This is a genomic window from Streptomyces sp. NPDC055632 (assembly GCF_053618675.1).
The window spans coordinates 63,161-78,305 of the sequence record NZ_JBSHHY010000011.1; the positions used below are offsets into that span (position 1 = coordinate 63,161).

A 15,145-nucleotide genomic window follows, 5' to 3' on the forward strand; every position below is an offset into this window, starting at 1 on the left:
GAACGGACGGGAAGGAGAACGGGTACGGGATCAGCGCGCGGCGCCCGCCGGCGGCGGGAGCAGCGGCTCCGGCCACACCCGGCAGAGCACCCCGTACAGCACCGCGGCCACCGTGAAGGAGGCCGGCAGGCTCAGGTCGACGCCGTCCGTGAGGTCGGTCAGCGGGCCGACGTACAGGGGGTTGTTGACCCACAGGACCCCGACCAGGGAGCCCGCGGCGAAGGCGCCGGCCGCCCGCGGGTTGACCCCGCGCACGTACCAGTACCGCCCGCCCCCGCCCGTGGTGAAGGAGCGCAGCGCCTCCGCGTCGTACCGGCCCCGGTGGAGCCCGTACCCGACGAAGAGCACGGCCGCCCACGGCGCGACGACGGTGAGCAGCAGCGTCACGAACGCCGACATCGCGTCCATGGCGTCGTACACCACCGCCCCCAGGTACAGCACGGCCCCGGCGAGCAGCGCGACCACCGTGGTCACCGCCGCCCGCGAGGAGCGCCAGAACACCGAGTTGGCGGAGAGGCCCGCCGCGTACAGGCAGAGGCCGGCCTGCGGCAGGGTGCCCGCGAAGCCGAAGAGCACCACCGCCACCGCGAACCAGCCGGGCACCGCGTCCGTCAGGCCCTGGAGCCACGGCTCGTCGGGCACGGGGAAGAGGGTCGTCACGTACGCGCCGGTCAGCAGCGCGGCGAGACTGCTGAGGAACATCGCCACGCCGCTGGCCCGGGCCACCCGTCCCGGCCGGGTGGAGGACGGCATGAAGCGGGTGTAGTCGCCCTGGAAGGTGGCGTAGGACAGCGGCACGGTCGCGGAGGCGGTCGCCGCGAGCAGCCAGGTGTGCAGGACGCCGTCCAGGGCCAGCGGCCCGCCGCCGTACCCCGGGTCGAACTTCGGGGCCAGGACGAGGAGGGTGCCGAGCAGGACCGCCCCGCCGGTGACGGCGGTGATCCGGTACGTGCGGACGAGCGCCTCGTGGCCGCGCACGGCGACCAGCGCGACCGCCGCCGCCGTCACGAGCATGGCGACGGTCAGCGCCCCCGGGCCCGTCGGGGTGGAGAGCAGCCGGTGCCCCGCCACCATGACGGCGGTGCCGCCGGTCCACACGGCGATGGCGAAGAAGCCGAGCGCGGTCACCACCGTGAGGACGTTGCCGACGACCCTGCCCCGCACCCCGAAGTGCGCCCCGCTGGACACGGGGTCGTTGGTGCCGGTGCGGACGCCGAACCGGGCCAGCGGCGCGAGCAGCGCCGTCCCGACGGCGACACCCACCGTGATCGCGCTCGCCGAGGCCCACCAGCCGAGGCCGAAGACCACGGGCAGCGCGCCGAGCACGACCGTGCCGAACGAGAACTGCGCGGACGGCCAGATCCAGCCGAAGTCGGCCGGGGACGAGGTGCGTTCGGCCTCGGGCACGGGCGCGACGCCGTCGTGTTCGGCCGTGGCCGCACGGGGCGGCGCCGCGGTGGACGCCGCCCCGGTCGGTGTGGTGGTCACGGAGCGCCTCCGGAGGGGAGATCGGGAGCGGTGACGTCCTGGCCGGGCAGGACGTCGACCACCCGGATGGCGGCGCACGCCGCCCCCGAGAGCCGCTCCCCGCTCGTCAGGTCGAAGGTCGTGTGGTGCAGGGGGCAGGTGATGCGCAGCCTGTCCCCGTCGACCCTGCCGTACTTGAGCCGGCCCCCGCGGTGCGGGCAGACGGCGGCCGCGAGGACCTTCCGGCCGCCGGCCTCGACCAGGACGAGGTCCTCGGTCACCTGGCGGACGGTCGGCTCGTCGTCCCGCCGCCGCCCGACGGGCACGGCCGTCATGCGACGGTCTCCCGCGCCCGTGCCACGGCCGCCTCCGTGGCCGTGCCGACGATGTCGGAGGCCAGCCGCACGCCCGCCCAGATCTTCGCGAGGTCCGGCTCGTCGAGCGCGCGGATCGCCGTCCGCATGTGACTGCTGTGGTACGAGTCGATGTAGAGGTGCTCGGTGTAGTAGGCGTCGTTCCTGATCCCGAGCCGCTTGGCCGCCCGCGCGAAGCTCTGGAAGGCGTACAGGACGCTGGTCTCGAAGTAGGCGTACGCGCCCAGGAAGTACTGGGGCGAGGACGCCCGGCTCGCCAGCCAGTGGAACATGTTGACGTACGCGTAGCACTCGGGGACCGTCTCGTCGAGGTAGTCCTCCAGGCGCAGGCTCAGGCCGAGTTCGGTCAGCAGGTCCCGGTAGAGCTGGGAGTGCGCCTTCTCCTCGTTGCCGCAGCCCAGTTCGTCGATGAGGACCCGGAAGACCGCCATCGCCGAGCGGTACGGCAGCCGGGGCACGACCGGCAGCAGGGACTCGGACTCGGTGAGCCCGTCGAGGGCGAACTGCCGCACCACGGTCGTGAACTGATCGAGCGTGGCGTGCTCGGCGAGGAAGGTGGCGCTCTCGGGGAGCGCGGCCTCCTCCTCGGCCAGGAAGTCCTTGAGGGCGCTCAGGAGTTCGCCGGCCGAGCCGAACCGGGGCGCGGACGCCTCGTACGCCCGCGCCTTGGGCAGGATCCACCGCTCCTCGATCGCGGTCATCGACCCGTAGTCCCCCAGGCTGGGCACCCGCCGGTAGAGGGCGTGCAGCTCGCGCTGGGCGGTCGCGGCCGGGGCCGCGACCGAGTGCGCGGCCACGGGGGCGGAGGCGGAGGGCAGGCCGCTCATGCCGCCTTCGCCTCCTCGTGGGTGGTGGTCGAGGAGATCACGCCGCGCCGGTGCAGCTCCTTCTTGACCCAGCGGTACCAGTCGTCCCGGAAGATGCCGTACCGCTCGCAGACGGCGTTGAGCTCCGCCTGCCGCTCCGGGCTGGGGTCGACCAGCATCGCGTTGCACAGCGCGGGTTCGAGGTTGGCCAGCGGGCCGATGAAGCCGTCGACGCCGCGGACGTCGGCGAGGAGGTTCTCCCAGCCCTCGAAGACCGGGACGCCGGTGCCGGACTCGGTCGTCTTCCGGGTGAAGGCGGCGTCGCCGCTGGACTCCTTGATGCCGACGATCCCGGGGATCTCGCAGATCCGCAGCAGGGTGTCGAACTCGATGCGGTTGCCCGACAGCGCCTCCTCGTTGTAGAGGAAGATCGGTACGTCGAGGGCGGCCCGGATGGCCCGGTAGTGGTCGACGATCGCGTCCTGCGTCACGTCGGCGCCGAACGGGGTGGTGACCACGACGGCGTCGACGCCGAGCTCGACGGCCGTACGGGCCCGGTCGATCACCGAGGCGGTGTCGGGGAGCTGGATGCCGGCGAGGACGGGAAGCCCGCCGGCGTGCCTCACGGTGTACGCGACGACGTCCCGCCACTGCCGGGCGTCGAGCTTCCAGCCCTCGCCCGAGGTCAGGGCCGGCATGAGGCCGGTGACCTCGGAGCGGACGTGGTCCAGGAGGCGGGCGACGCTCTGCTCGTCGACGGTGCCGTGCTCGTCGAGGGGGGTGATCAGCGGGACGATCGTCCCGGAGTAGGTGCCAGGCATGGAAGGGGGGCCTTTCCGAGGTCTGTTCAGAGGGTGGAGGTCTGTTCAGAGGGTGTCGGAGGCGACCGTCAGCACCAGCGACCGCTGGTAGAGGTCCTCCAGGTAGGCGGGGAACACCGGCTCCCTGTCGGGGGAGGGGGCGCCCGCCGGCGCGCCCGGATCGAGCGGTGCGGCCGGGACGAGCGGTGCGACGGGCAGGCCGGTCGTCCGGAGCAGCCGGGGGCTCGCCGTGTGCAGCGTGCCCCCGCGGTTGGCGACCTGGGCGAGCAGCAGCCGCTCGTGGGTGGGCAGGCCGTCCAGCTCGGGCGCGGTGAAGGCCCGGCGGACGTCCGCCTCCTCGTAGCCGATCCGCTCGACGGCGAGGTCGGTGTGGAGGACGTCCATGAAGGGGTAGTACTCGTCCTGGGTCTTCCGGTCGTACCCCCACACGAGGTCGTCGCAGCGGCCGACCTGCTCCCAGCTCATGAGGACCCGGCCGGCGTCCCCGGCGGCGAGCCGGCCCGCGAAGAAGGCCTTGGCCGCGGTCCGGACGGCACCGTCCCCGCTGTGCATGCCCATGAAGAGGGCGGCGTCCACGAACACGGGGGCGTCGGTGCCGGCGTCGGTGTCAGGCCGCATAGCGCTCGAGCACCTTCCGCATCCGCTCCATGGCGCCGGCGAACACCTCGGGCTCGCGGGCCAGGGCCAGCCGGACGAACCGCTCGCCCTTCTCCTTGCTGTTCCAGTAGAAGAAGGTGCCCGGCAGGACGTACACCTCCTCGTCGAAGAGGACGGCCTGGAGCTGGGTGGCGGTCAGGTGCTCCGGCTTGATCCGGAACCAGGCGACGCTGGTGCCGACGACCGGCTCCTGGAGCTCCAGGATCGTGCCGTCGAGGGCGGCGCGGGCGGCCTCGCCGTTGGTGGTGATGATGTCGCGGACGGAGGCGAAGCCGTCGGTGATGGAGTCCTCGACGTACTGCGTGACCATGTTGAGGACGAAGGGCGAGACGTTCAGGAGGACGCTGGTGTGGAGGTTGTAGACCTCCTCCTGGATGTCCCGGCTGGCGGTGATCATGGCGCACTTGGCGTCCTGGATCGGCCAGGTCTTGCCGGTGTCCTCCATGACCATGTACGTGACGCCGGACTCTTCGAGCAGCTTGTAGATGTCCACCCGGCCGATGCCCTCGTCGCACAGCGCGAAGGAGGCGAAGCAGAAGTCCATCACCAGGACCTTGTCGTGGTCCACGCAGTAGCGGACGACCTCGCGGAAGCCCTCCAGCTTCTCGGCGAGCAGGGTGAAGCCGGTGGGGTTGTTCGGGTCGACGAGGTAGATCGCGTCCGCGTGGATCTCCTCGACCAGCCGGTCGTAGATCGCGTCCTTGTCGTGCAGCGCCGACTCGTCCACCGGCCCGAGCGGCACCTGCATGTTGCGCAGCAGGTCCACGAGGTTGTCGAAGCAGGGCTCGACGAGCTGCACGGACATGCCGCGCTGCTTCAGGAACATGCCGGCGACCATGGTCGAGACGCTGGCGGAGTACGACAGGAGCGTGCGGTCCATGGCGCGGGCGGTCGGCTGCCGGTGCAGGCGGAAGAACGCGTCCAGGAACTGGCGCTCGAAGTGGGCCTGCTGCTTCGACTCGGACTCGTGCCACAGCTCGGGGAGCCGCGAGACGATCCGCTCCTGGGAGGCGGACTGGCGCTGGTGGGTGTGCGCGTCGGCCAGGTTGAACCGGGTCTTCAGGGCTTCGATCTCGTGCTGGGTGAGGTCGACGAACGTGCTGACGTCTGCCTTGTCGGTCAACGACATGAAGAACTCCCGCTGTCGATGCGAATCTGCGTCCGGAATTCCGGCGGCGGGGACGACTGTAGGAGCTTCGAGCGCCCTTGCGAATAACGGCCGGGTCACGCAATTAATAATCATCGCGATGTTCTGCGGGCAAAAAAAAGGTACGACGGCCAGGCATTCCTCCGGGAGGAACGCCTGGCCGTCGTACCTGGTGTTCAGTCGATTATTGCAGCGAATTCAACCATCCGCCGGGCGCTATTCGGTGGCGGCCTGGAGCAGGATGTCCTCGTACACCTTCGGGTCGTCGGAGGCGATCACCGGCCAGCCGATGCCGTACGCGCCCTCCCAGCCCACGTCGATGCCGGGGTTGGCGTGGTCCGAGCCGTCGGACAGGAAGAGGTGGGGGCTGCAGTTGATCCGGTCGGTCCGCGAGAGCGCGGCCTGGTCCGCGAGGGCCCGGCGGGCCCGCCCGTCGTCCAGCGCCTCGGTGAGGGCGTCGACGTCCACCGCGCCGGTGTCCGCGGCCACGTCCAGGATCACCTTGCGGTGGCTGATGCACCGCGACTCGGCCCAGAAGGCCCGGCGCAGCCCGAGGTCGAGCTGCTCCGAGGCGTTCAGACTCTGCTCCTTCGCGGCGAGGACCGCCTCCAGGGCGGGCAGCGTCGTGGAGGGGTACAGCCAGTCCTTGGCCTGCCAGAGCTGCCAGCCGGCGCCCGGCTCCAGGCTGGCCATCCGGGCGACCTCGCTGTCCGTGCCGGGGCGCGGGCTCGGGGCGTCGTTCAGCAGCTCCAGCGGGAAGGCGCGCAGGTCGAAGGAGACCTGCTCCTCCAGGCCGAGCCGGGCCCGGGTGGTGTGCAGCCGGTGGACGGCGATGTGCGCGAAGGAGCACCAGATGTCGGAGAAGACGGTGATGACTCCGCGCGGCGGGATCGGATCGGTGAGGACGGGGTCGGGCATGGTTCTCCTCGGTTCGTGCGTGTACGCGTACGTGGGTGGGGCGTGGTCGGAGCGGAGCCGCGGGGGCTCAGCCGGCGAGGGACTCCTGGGCGTCGAGCGCCGCCTCCAGGTCGAGGTCGGCGCCGGGCAGCCAGGCGGGCAGGGAGGGGATGCGGGCCATGGCGTCGAAGAGCCGGGGCACGGCGTCCGCGCGCACGGTCGGCCCGTGCGCGCTCAGCAGGCGCGCGGGGTTCAGGGCGGCGAGGCCGCGCACCGGCCGGAGGAACTTCTCCTCGTCGACCAGCGCGGTCCAGGGGGCTATCGCCCGGTTCAGCACCTCGAACCCGTGGAAGAACTCCTCCTCGGCGAGGTCGGCGAAGTCCTGGGTGATTTCCTCCACCACCGTGCCGAAGCTGTCGGAGCTGTAGAGAGTGCCGTCCGAGTGGTCGAACACGGCGAGGGTCCCGGGTGAATCGAACGTGGGCGGCCGGTGAAAACTCAGCTCGCGGTCGCCGATTTTCACATGGCTTCCCGGATTGGCGGTCACCAGGCGTTCCTGCGGAATGCTGAACTCTTCGGATATTCGCGTCGCCGATATCGCGTTGGCCAACACCTTCGCGTTCGGCGCGGTCTCCAGGATGCGGGCGAGGGAGCCGGTGTGGTCGCGGTCGTCGTGGGTGACGACGACCCAGCGCAGGTCGGCGGGGTCGATCAGGGACCAGAGGGAGTCCAGGAAGCCCTCCCGGTCGACGGGCATCCCGGTGTCCACCAGGAAGGGCTCCCCGGACCGTACGAGGAAGGCGTTCACCGGCTGGTCGCCGAGACCGGGGATGGGCAGGGCCGAGGGGAGGACGTGGATGTCCGGCCCGGCGGTGTACGACGCTTTCATGACGCACCTTTCACGACGCGCCTCTCGTGACGCGTCTCGCGTGACGCACCGAGCGGGCCGGAGCTCCCGGGCGGGGGCCCCGGGGGCTCCGGCCCGGGATCAGACGAGCTGGATGGTCAGGGAGCCGGCGATCAGCAGGGCGAGGCCCAGGGCGCGCGGCTTGGTGAGGGAGCGCTGCGGAAGCTTGAACAGGCCCTTGTGGTCGATGAGCGCGGAGGTCAGCTGCTGGCCCGTCACGGTGAGGGCGATGGTCACCGCCGCGCCGATGGACGGGATGAGCAGGAAGGTGCCGGTGACGTAGGCGGCGGCGCAGGCGCCACCGAGCCAGCCCCACCAGGGCATCTTCTTCAGCGGGGCGATCTTGGGCTTCGGGGTGCGGCGGGTCGCGTAGAGCACGAGCAGGACGACGGCGATGGTGAAGGTCGCCACGGCGAAGCTGATCACCGCGACGGTGATGGGCTCCTTGAGCTGGGCGCGCAGCTGGGCGTTGACCGCGCCCTGCACCGGCAGCACGGCGCCGGCCACGACGCCGAGGGCGAGCCAGCCGGCGCGCCCGGCGCTCGACATCCTGGGGGCGCCGGCGGGGGCCGCGGCCTTCATGCCCCGGATGATCACGACGATGCCCGCGAGGACCGCCACGGCGCCCAGGACGATGCCGGCGCTGAGCTCCTTCCGCTCCAGGCCGAGGAGGCCGAAGAGGTCGAGCGCGAGCGAGGCGAACATCTGGCCGGTGACGAAGAGCCCGACGGCGGCGAGGGCGCCGAGCCGCGGGAAGAGCAGGATGCCGCTGGTGATGTAGAGCGGGCTGGCCAGTCCGCCGAGCAGCTGCCAGGGCTCGACGTCGGGCAGCTTGCCGAGCGCGCCGAGCGCCCCGGCCGCCACCGCGAGGACGACGAGCAGGCCGGTCGCGACGCCGAGCTGGATGGTGGAGGCGCCGTAGGGGGTGCCGACGGCCGAGTTGAGCTGGAGGTTCACCGAGGCCTGGACGGCCAGGAGGCAGCCGACCAGCAGGGCCGCGGCGAGGAGCGCGGTGTGCATGGGATCTCCCTGGGGCGGGATGGCGAGCGGTAAATGGACACTGAGTCCGTTTAGCATGCCACTCGACACGGCAAGTGGACAAGGTGTCCACTTATCTTGGGGAGAACTTGAGGGAAGTAGGGTCGGGCCATGAGCGACGACGAGCAGCGGGGCGGGGGAGCCGACTCCGTGCACCGGGTCGACGGGCTCCTCGGCGACCTCCAGGCCGCGGACGAGCGGCCGGTCGCCCCGCGCAGACGCGCGGACGCCGAGCGGAACCGCGCCCAGATCCTGGCCGCGGCCGAACGGCTCTTCGCGGAACAGGACCCCCGGTCGGTCACCATGGACCGGATCGCCAAGGCCGCCGGGGTGGGCCGCGCCACGCTCTACCGGAGTTTCCCCGATCCGTCCTCGGTCGCCGTGGCGCTGCTCGACGAGCACGAACGCCGGCTCCAGGGGCAGCTCATCTACGGCCCCCCGCCGCTCGGGCCCGGCGCGCCGGCGGGGGAGCGCCTCGCGGCGTTCTACCTGGCGATGCTCGACCTCCTCGAACGGCACCTGCCGCTGGCCCTGGGGGCGGAGACGGGCCCGGCGCGCTTCCGGACGGGCGCGTACGGCTTCTGGCGCGTCCACGTCCGGACGCTCCTCGTCGCCCACGGGGTCCGGGACCCGGACCCGCTGATCGACATCGCGCTCAGCCCGCTGTCGCCGGAGCTCTTCCAGTTCCAGCGCCACGAACTCGGCCTGTCGGTCGAGCGCGTCGGCCGCTCGCTGACGGATTTCGCCCGCCAGCTGCTGCGGTCGGGGGACGGGCGCTGAGGGAACTCCGGGAGGGGTTTCGCGAGGGGTTCCACGAGGGGGGCTCACGAAGGGTTTCGCGAGGGGTGCCACGAGGAGGCCCGCGAAGGGTTTCGCCAGGAGGGGCCGGAAGCCGGGGCGCCGGCGGGGGCCCGGCCCGTCGATGCCCCCGGTCCGGCGCCGCCCGGGCCTACGTGGGCCGCGGGGCGCGCGGGGTGGAGCGGGGCGGCGGTGTGGGGCCCGGCGCCGGGCGGGGCGCCTGACCCTGGGCGCGCGGGTCCGGCGCGGCGGTGCGCGGAGCCTGGGGGCGGGGGCCCGGGGAGGGGGAGGCGGGGGCCGGAGCGGGGCCGTACGGGGTCTGCCCCGGCGCGTGGGGTGCCGGGGTCGAGGTCGGGCCGGGTCTCCGCGCGTCGACCGAGCCGTACGGCGGCGGGGCGGCCGGATGGACGAGACCGGGCAGGACCAACTCCCAGATGCGGCGCAGCCGTTCCTCGGCGGAGCCGTGCAGGGCGCCGGTCTCGGGGACGCACGGGCCCTGCGGCCCGCCGTCGGCGAGGAGCCGGAGCGCGTCGGCCGGAGGGCAGGGGCGGCGCATCTCCAGCTCGACCCCGGTGACCACGTAGCCGATCAGCGTCGCGACCGCCGTCGCGTCCACGCCGGGCCGCAGCGCCTGCTCCGCCACCGCGTACCGCGCCAGACGGCCCACCTCGCGCCGCCAGGGACAGTCGCGCGAGAGGGCGGGGTCGGCCGGCTGGAGCTCGCGGGCCAGGCGCTCGCCCGCCCGGGCCACGTGGTCGGTCTCGAAGAGCCGGATGAGGGCGTGGGTGGTGATCACCAGCTTGTCGACCGCCGTGCCACCCACCCCCTCGGTCGATAAGCAGGCCGACTCGACGGTGATGCCGGTGACCGCGCGGGCACGGGCGCGCACCGCGACCGCCAGGTCCGCCTTCGTCGCGAAGTGGAAGACCAGCGCGCCCGTCGTCACCCGGGCCTCCCCGGCGATCCTCGCCAGGGACGCCCGCTCGTACCCCAGTCTGTCGAAGACCCGCGCGGCCGCCGACAGGATCTCCTGTCTGGTCCGTTCCGCCCGCTGTTGAATCGCCATCGGCTCCCCCGTCGGGTTGGTTGTTCGGAAGGTGTCGGAGTGTTGCGTTCCGGCCCGTGCCCGTGACCGACTCGAAACTATCCGGCCGGAGAGTGGCGAAACGTGGCTCGTCCTCCGCCCGGCCGGAATTGGGGCTTGACGCCACCCTCCCTCCCAGGTCGCGGGCGCGCGACCGGCGCCGGGCGCCCGCGAAGTGACCGGAACCCGGGGCGTGGCCTGTCAGGTGGATTCGGCCGTTCCGGTGGCCTCGGAACCCCGCGACCGGGAGCGCGGACGGGAGCGGGAGACGGCCACGCCCGCGAGGCACAGCACGCCCCCGGCGAGGGTGAGCGGACCGGGCAGCTCGCCCAGGAACGCCCACGCGAGCAGCACCACGAGGGCGGGCACGGCGTACGTCGTCGCGCCCATCCGCCCGGCGGTCGTACGGGCGAGGGCGTACGCCCAGGTCGTGAACGCGAGCGCGGTCGGGAACACCCCGAGGTAGACCATGTTCAGGGTCGCCGACAGCGGCGCCCGCCCCACCTCCCCGGCCAGCTGCCCGGCGAACGGCAGGCACGCCACCGCCCCCACCAGGCACCCGAAGGTCGTCACCTGGAGCGCGCTGCCGTGCGCGAGCGCCGGCTTCTGGGCGACGACCCCGCCCGCGTACGCCACCGCCGCGAGCAGGCAGAGGAGGACCCCCAGCACCGAGGCGTGGCCGCCGGAGGAGCCCCGGGACATCGAGAGGCCGACCGTCACCGCCCCCGCGAACGACACCGCCATGCCCGCGAGGAGCCGGGGCGGCAGGGACTCCCCGAGGAACCGCGCGCCGAGCAGGGCGATCAGGATCGGTCCGACGTTCACCACCATCGCGGCCGTGCCCGCGTCGACCTCCTGCTCGCCCCAGTTGAGCACCACCATGTACACCCCGAACCAGAGCAGCCCCGAGACCGCGATCCCGGGCCACGCCGCCCGGGGCGGCAATCCCTCCCGCCGGACCAGGAGGACGGCGCCGAGGACCAGGACCCCGGAGAGGAGCCGTCCGAGCGCGAGCGCGCCGGGGGAGTAGGCGGCACCCGCGCTGCGGATGGAGACGAAGGCGGAGGCCCACAGGACGACGGTGACACCGGCCGCGGCGAGCGCGAGCCGGGAGGACGACTTCTGCATGCCCCGACGGTAGGCGGAGGATCGTTCGGGGCCCACCGCAATATTTTTGGGGCCCGGGGCCCGGGGCCCGGAGCCCGGAGCCCGGGGGCCTGGAGCAGAGGCCAAAGCCGACCCCGACCCCGACCCCGAACCCGATGCCGACCCCGAACCCGATGCCGAGCCCGGTGCCCGAGCCGGGCCCCGGACCGTGCCGAGAGCGCGGCTACCCCGTCGACCGCTCCCGCCGCAGCTCCCACAGCCGCCACACCCCGCTGTTGTCCGCGACGAGGTAGTGGCCCCCGGCGACCGCCGGCCGGGCCGCCACGTAGTTCTTCTTCTGCCAGAGGGGCACCAGCGGGACGTCCCGCGCCACCACCCGCTGGATCGCCCGGAACCGCTCGACGCTCCTGGCGCGGTCGACGAACCGCTGCGTCACCTCGATGGAACCGTCGATCGAGGCCGACGCGTAGCCGTTGTGAAGGGCGTTGCCGCTCCCCACCAGCGGCTGGACGAACGTGTCGGGATCGGGGAAGTCGGGGCTCCACTGCAGGACGTAGGCGTCGAACTCACCGCTCTTGTACCGCTCCTGGTACGCGACCCAGTCGGCCTCCTCGACCAGCTCCACCCGGAACAGCCCCTTCCGCTCCAGCTGCGCCTTCAGTGCGCGCGCCTCGACGGCGGCGCTGCCGACCTGGTGGCCCAGGGTGATTTGCACCGGAGTGGGAACGCCGGCGTCGCGCAGCCGCCGCGCCGCCCACTCCGGGTCCGATTCGGGGTACACGTCGTAGAAGTCGGTGCCGTGTCCCGTGACGCCGCGCGGGACGAGCGAGTAGAGCGGCGACACGGTGTCCTTGAACACCGTCTCCGCCAGGCGCCCCCGGTCGACGAGCGCGGCGACGGCTCCGCGGACCGCGACGTCCCCCAGGGGCCGGTGCGGCGGGCGCGTGTTCAGGACGAGGTAGCGCCCCACCGTGCTCTCCCCGACGGAGAGGCGCACGTCCGGGTCCTCGCCGCCCTCCAGGGTCGCCAGCGTCGCGGCGGTGAGCCCGGCGTGGGCGATGTCGATCTCCTTCGCGTCCCACGCCTTCTCGACCTCCTGGGAGGTCTTGTAGTAGCGGATCTCGACCGGCTCGCCCTTCTCGGGAACGGCTCCCCGGTACGAGGGGTTCGGTACGAGGGCGATCCGGGCGCCCTCCTCGTGGGAGGAGACGACGTAGGGGCCCGAACCCGGGAAGGTCCGCCGCGTCCGGAGCGCGCTCCGGGGGAACTCGGCCGGATCGACGATGGACCCCGCCGGCGTGGCGATCTTGGAGGGCCAGGTGGCGTCCGCCGTCGCGAGGTGGAAGGTCACGAAGGGGCCGCTCACCTCCACCGAGACGAGGTTCGCGAACAGCGGCGAGGGCCCGAGCGGATCGCGGATGTCCAGGATGCGGTCGAACGAGTGCTTCACGGCTTCGGCGGTGACCGGATGCCCGTTGGAGAACACGAGGTCCTCGCGCACCCTGCACCGGTAGGTGGTCAGGGACCCGGTGAACCCGCACGATTCGGCCGCGTCCGGCCGGGGGACGGTCGCCCCGGGGTCGAAGGTGAGCAGTGCCTGGTAGATGTTGCTGTACAGCGCCCAGGACCCGCTGTCGTAGCCCCCGGCGGGGTCGAGGCGGGTGAGGCTGTTCGCCGTTCCGATGACGACGGGTTCTCCGGGCGAGGCCGTGAACGGCAGCAGCCGGTACCCGCAGGCCGCCAGTAACACGCAGGCTCCCGCCGTGATGCCGAGGCTTCCGCGCTTCATGCGATCGTCTTCCTTCTGCGTGGGGGGAATCGTCGGCGGACGGCCGACGCGATGCCGCGCAGCCCCGGCGGGGGAAGTCGCCGGGGCTGCGCGGACATCGGGGAAGGGACAGGCCGGTGCGGGACCCGGATCAGCCGCCGGTGACGGCGCTCAGGGTCTTGTCGGCGTCGGAGAGGCCGGCACCGCAGCCGCCGGAGCAGGTGCCGGGCAGCGCGCGGGTGTTGCTCTTGATCGTCTGCTCGATCCGGGCGGGGGTGAGGGAGGGGCTCTTCTGCTTCAGCAGGGCGGCCAGGCCGGCGATGTGCGGGGCGGCCATGCTGGTGCCCTGGTAGGAGGCGTAGGTCTCGTCGCCCGGGGACTTGGTCCCCTTGTTGAGCGTGGACCGGATGCCGTCCGCGGCGCGCACGGCGGTCTCGCCGCCGGGGGCGGTGACGTCGACGACCTTGCCGTAGTTGGAGTAGGAGGCCCGGTTGCCCTCGCGGTCGGAGGCGGCGACGGTGATGACGTCGGCGCAGCCGGCCGGGCTGTAGGCGGCGGCGTCCGTGTTGTCGTTGCCGGCGGACACGACGACGGTGGTGCCCCGGTCCCTGGCGCCCTTGAGGGCGGCGTTGTAGGCCTGGTCGCAGGTGAACTTGCCGCCCAGGCTCATGTTGACGACCGCGGCGGGGTTCTTGTTGGCGGGCACGCCGGTAACGGTTCCGCCCGACGCCCAGGTGACGGCGTCGATGATGTCGGAGGTCGTTCCGCCGCACCTGCCCAGGACGCGGACGGGCAGGATGTTCGCCTCGTGGGCCACGCCGACCGTGCCGGACCCGTCGGCCGCGGCCGCGATCGTGCCGGCGACGTGGGTGCCGTGCCAGGAGCTGTTCCTGTCGCCGGACGGAACGGGGTTGCCGTTCTTGTCCTTGCCGCACTCGCCCTTCTTCAGCCAGTCCCCGGGGTCGGAGGGGTCGTTGTCGCGGCCCCCGCCGTCGTTGGCCGTCCAGGTGTCGGAGACGAAGTCGTAGCCGGGCAGCACCTTGGAGCCCAGCTCGCCGTGCTTGGTGATGCCGGTGTCGATGACCGCGACGGTGACGCCCTTGCCGGTGGCCCGCTTCCAGGCCGGAGGAACGTTCATGCCGGCCGTGGTCTCGTACAGGTCCCATTGGGCTTCGTACTCGGCGGGGTCGACCGCGGTGGCGTACACCCGGCGGTCGGGGACGACGTAGGCGACGTCCGGGTCGGCCAGGAAGGCCGCCGCGACCTTCTGCGCGTCCCGGACCTCGTCGGCCTCGGGCAGCTCGACCAGGGCTGCGCCCGTGCCCAGACGGCGTTCGAAGGAGACCGGTTCGCCGGTCTTGCCGGCCTTGGCCTCGGCGTCCTTCTCGGCCGCCGCGTTCGACTTCGCCTCCGCGGCCCGGGACTTGTACCCGACGATGAAGCCCTGGACGAGCTCGGTGGCGCCGGTGACGTCGGTGGCCACGGGGGCGGTGACCTCGCCGGTGCGGGCGGGAGGGGCCGTGTCGGAGGAGCCGCCGGCGAAGGCGACGCCGGTGCCCATCACCGCGGCGGCGGTCGCGACCGCGAGGGATATGCGGAGGGGGGTGAAACCGTGCACTGTGGTTCCTTACTTTCCGGATGCCGCCCGTTCTGCTGTGGGGGGTCGGCAGGTGGGGGTGTGCACGAAGGGCGGGGATCGGTGCGCCCGTGGCCCGTCGTGGTGCGGTCGGCCGCCGTGGAGGGCGGATGATCGACCGATGGGCGGAAACCTACGAACGGGAGCGACCGCAAGACCATCCGGGTGCCGCACATACGGACACCTATTTATCTCGACGCGGGCCGCGACGGCCCGGGGAGCGGTGCACGACGCCCGGGACGGCACCAGAGGGTTGATTGCGTATCCGTGGAACCGGCTCTCCGGATGTTCGGGAGCGCGCGCGGGACCCTAGGTTCGGGTGCCGGCCGACCGGACTCGCGGCCCCGTGCGAAACCCGTGCGGGACCGGCCCAGCCTCGGTCGGCCGGCATTGTGCACGGGCGTGCGGAACGAGCTGTGCGCGCCGCCCTCGGGCAGTCCCGGCCGGATGGCATCGCGCCCTGCTTTTCCGCGGTCGGCCGGGCGTGCTCCGCGGCGCGCCCGTCGCCGAAGGCTCTTCCGCGCGCCCGGGCACTCGTTCTTGTGGAATACCGGGCCGAACGCGAGCGACCCCTCGCGAATCCGGCCACTCGCCGCCGACGATTTCGCGTCGCGCGGCTTTTTCCGTTTCGTACGGGG

At 72.7% G+C, this 15,145-nt stretch carries 14 protein-coding genes; 1 reads left to right on the forward strand and 13 read right to left on the reverse strand.

Annotated elements, in window-relative coordinates:
• Positions 1-30 precede the first annotated feature (30 nt).
• From ACWGSR_RS16695 to ACWGSR_RS16735, 9 genes are all read right to left on the reverse strand, one after another.
• Positions 31-1,488 (reverse strand): purine-cytosine permease family protein, encoded by a 1,458-nt coding sequence (locus ACWGSR_RS16695; RefSeq protein ID WP_376235114.1) that lies wholly within the window; start codon positions 1,486-1,488, stop codon positions 31-33.
• On the reverse strand, positions 1,485-1,802 hold the full coding sequence (locus ACWGSR_RS16700) for a Rieske (2Fe-2S) protein (protein ID WP_366377737.1): 318 nt from the start codon (positions 1,800-1,802) through the stop codon (positions 1,485-1,487). Before ACWGSR_RS16700 ends, ACWGSR_RS16695 begins: the two co-directional genes overlap by 4 nt.
• Positions 1,799-2,668, reverse strand: a complete 870-nt coding sequence (locus ACWGSR_RS16705) for an iron-containing redox enzyme family protein (RefSeq protein WP_453567135.1) — start codon at positions 2,666-2,668, stop codon at positions 1,799-1,801. The genes ACWGSR_RS16700 and ACWGSR_RS16705 overlap by 4 nt, the downstream gene beginning before the upstream one ends.
• Positions 2,665-3,468 (reverse strand): dihydrodipicolinate synthase family protein, encoded by an 804-nt coding sequence (locus ACWGSR_RS16710; RefSeq protein WP_366377739.1) that lies wholly within the window; start codon positions 3,466-3,468, stop codon positions 2,665-2,667. The genes ACWGSR_RS16705 and ACWGSR_RS16710 overlap by 4 nt, the downstream gene beginning before the upstream one ends.
• Before the next feature lie 45 nt (positions 3,469-3,513).
• Positions 3,514-4,086, reverse strand: a complete 573-nt coding sequence (locus tag ACWGSR_RS16715) for a DUF6190 family protein (protein WP_376235107.1) — start codon at positions 4,084-4,086, stop codon at positions 3,514-3,516.
• Positions 4,076-5,254: an aminotransferase class I/II-fold pyridoxal phosphate-dependent enzyme gene (locus ACWGSR_RS16720; RefSeq protein WP_376235105.1), complete on the reverse strand. Its 1,179-nt coding sequence runs from the start codon at positions 5,252-5,254 to the stop codon at positions 4,076-4,078. The genes ACWGSR_RS16715 and ACWGSR_RS16720 overlap by 11 nt, the downstream gene beginning before the upstream one ends.
• A 234-nt stretch (positions 5,255-5,488) precedes the next feature.
• Positions 5,489-6,190 carry a DsbA family oxidoreductase gene (locus ACWGSR_RS16725; protein WP_376235102.1) on the reverse strand — a complete coding sequence of 234 codons (702 nt, stop codon included), beginning with the start codon at positions 6,188-6,190 and terminating at the stop codon, positions 5,489-5,491.
• Positions 6,191-6,257: 67 nt separating this feature from the next.
• On the reverse strand, positions 6,258-7,058 hold the full coding sequence (locus ACWGSR_RS16730; RefSeq protein WP_376235099.1) for an MBL fold metallo-hydrolase: 801 nt from the start codon (positions 7,056-7,058) through the stop codon (positions 6,258-6,260).
• A gap of 99 nt (positions 7,059-7,157) precedes the next feature.
• On the reverse strand, positions 7,158-8,096 hold the full coding sequence (locus ACWGSR_RS16735; RefSeq protein WP_366377744.1) for a DMT family transporter: 939 nt from the start codon (positions 8,094-8,096) through the stop codon (positions 7,158-7,160).
• A 129-nt stretch (positions 8,097-8,225) separates the two neighbouring features.
• On the opposite strand from ACWGSR_RS16735, the gene ACWGSR_RS16740 reads away from it, so the two are divergent.
• The gene (locus tag ACWGSR_RS16740; protein ID WP_376235096.1) at positions 8,226-8,894 is read left to right on the forward strand and encodes a TetR/AcrR family transcriptional regulator; all 669 of its coding nucleotides are present in this window, start codon (positions 8,226-8,228) and stop codon (positions 8,892-8,894) included.
• A 169-nt stretch (positions 8,895-9,063) separates the two neighbouring features.
• Here ACWGSR_RS16740 and ACWGSR_RS16745 read toward each other — a convergent pair whose 3' ends face one another.
• The 4 genes from ACWGSR_RS16745 to ACWGSR_RS16760 form a co-directional block, all read right to left on the reverse strand.
• Positions 9,064-9,978: a TetR family transcriptional regulator gene (locus tag ACWGSR_RS16745; protein WP_376235094.1), complete on the reverse strand. Its 915-nt coding sequence runs from the start codon at positions 9,976-9,978 to the stop codon at positions 9,064-9,066.
• Between the two features lie 219 nt (positions 9,979-10,197).
• Positions 10,198-11,124: a DMT family transporter gene (locus tag ACWGSR_RS16750; protein ID WP_376235092.1), complete on the reverse strand. Its 927-nt coding sequence runs from the start codon at positions 11,122-11,124 to the stop codon at positions 10,198-10,200.
• Between the two features lie 202 nt (positions 11,125-11,326).
• Entirely contained in the window at positions 11,327-12,892 is a 1,566-nt protein-coding gene (locus ACWGSR_RS16755; RefSeq protein ID WP_453567140.1) for an ABC transporter substrate-binding protein, read from the reverse strand.
• A gap of 130 nt (positions 12,893-13,022) precedes the next feature.
• A complete protein-coding gene (locus ACWGSR_RS16760; protein WP_453567142.1) occupies positions 13,023-14,489 on the reverse strand; it encodes a S8 family peptidase in 1,467 nt (488 codons plus the stop codon).
• Positions 14,490-15,145: the final 656 nt, after the last annotated feature.

Coding starts and splice junctions, on each gene's coding strand:
- ACWGSR_RS16700 (WP_366377737.1), bottom strand. CDS start 1,802: ATGACGGCCGTGCCCGTCGGGCGGCGGCGGGACGACGAGCCGACCGTC.
- ACWGSR_RS16705 (WP_453567135.1), bottom strand. CDS start 2,668: ATGAGCGGCCTGCCCTCCGCCTCCGCCCCCGTGGCCGCGCACTCGGTC.
- ACWGSR_RS16710 (WP_366377739.1), bottom strand. CDS start 3,468: ATGCCTGGCACCTACTCCGGGACGATCGTCCCGCTGATCACCCCCCTC.
- ACWGSR_RS16715 (WP_376235107.1), bottom strand. CDS start 4,086: ATGCGGCCTGACACCGACGCCGGCACCGACGCCCCCGTGTTCGTGGAC.
- ACWGSR_RS16720 (WP_376235105.1), bottom strand. CDS start 5,254: ATGTCGTTGACCGACAAGGCAGACGTCAGCACGTTCGTCGACCTCACC.
- ACWGSR_RS16725 (WP_376235102.1), bottom strand. CDS start 6,190: ATGCCCGACCCCGTCCTCACCGATCCGATCCCGCCGCGCGGAGTCATC.
- ACWGSR_RS16730 (WP_376235099.1), bottom strand. CDS start 7,058: ATGAAAGCGTCGTACACCGCCGGGCCGGACATCCACGTCCTCCCCTCG.
- ACWGSR_RS16735 (WP_366377744.1), bottom strand. CDS start 8,096: ATGCACACCGCGCTCCTCGCCGCGGCCCTGCTGGTCGGCTGCCTCCTG.
- ACWGSR_RS16740 (WP_376235096.1), top strand. CDS start 8,226: ATGAGCGACGACGAGCAGCGGGGCGGGGGAGCCGACTCCGTGCACCGG.
- ACWGSR_RS16745 (WP_376235094.1), bottom strand. CDS start 9,978: ATGGCGATTCAACAGCGGGCGGAACGGACCAGACAGGAGATCCTGTCG.
- ACWGSR_RS16750 (WP_376235092.1), bottom strand. CDS start 11,124: ATGCAGAAGTCGTCCTCCCGGCTCGCGCTCGCCGCGGCCGGTGTCACC.
- ACWGSR_RS16755 (WP_453567140.1), bottom strand. CDS start 12,892: ATGAAGCGCGGAAGCCTCGGCATCACGGCGGGAGCCTGCGTGTTACTG.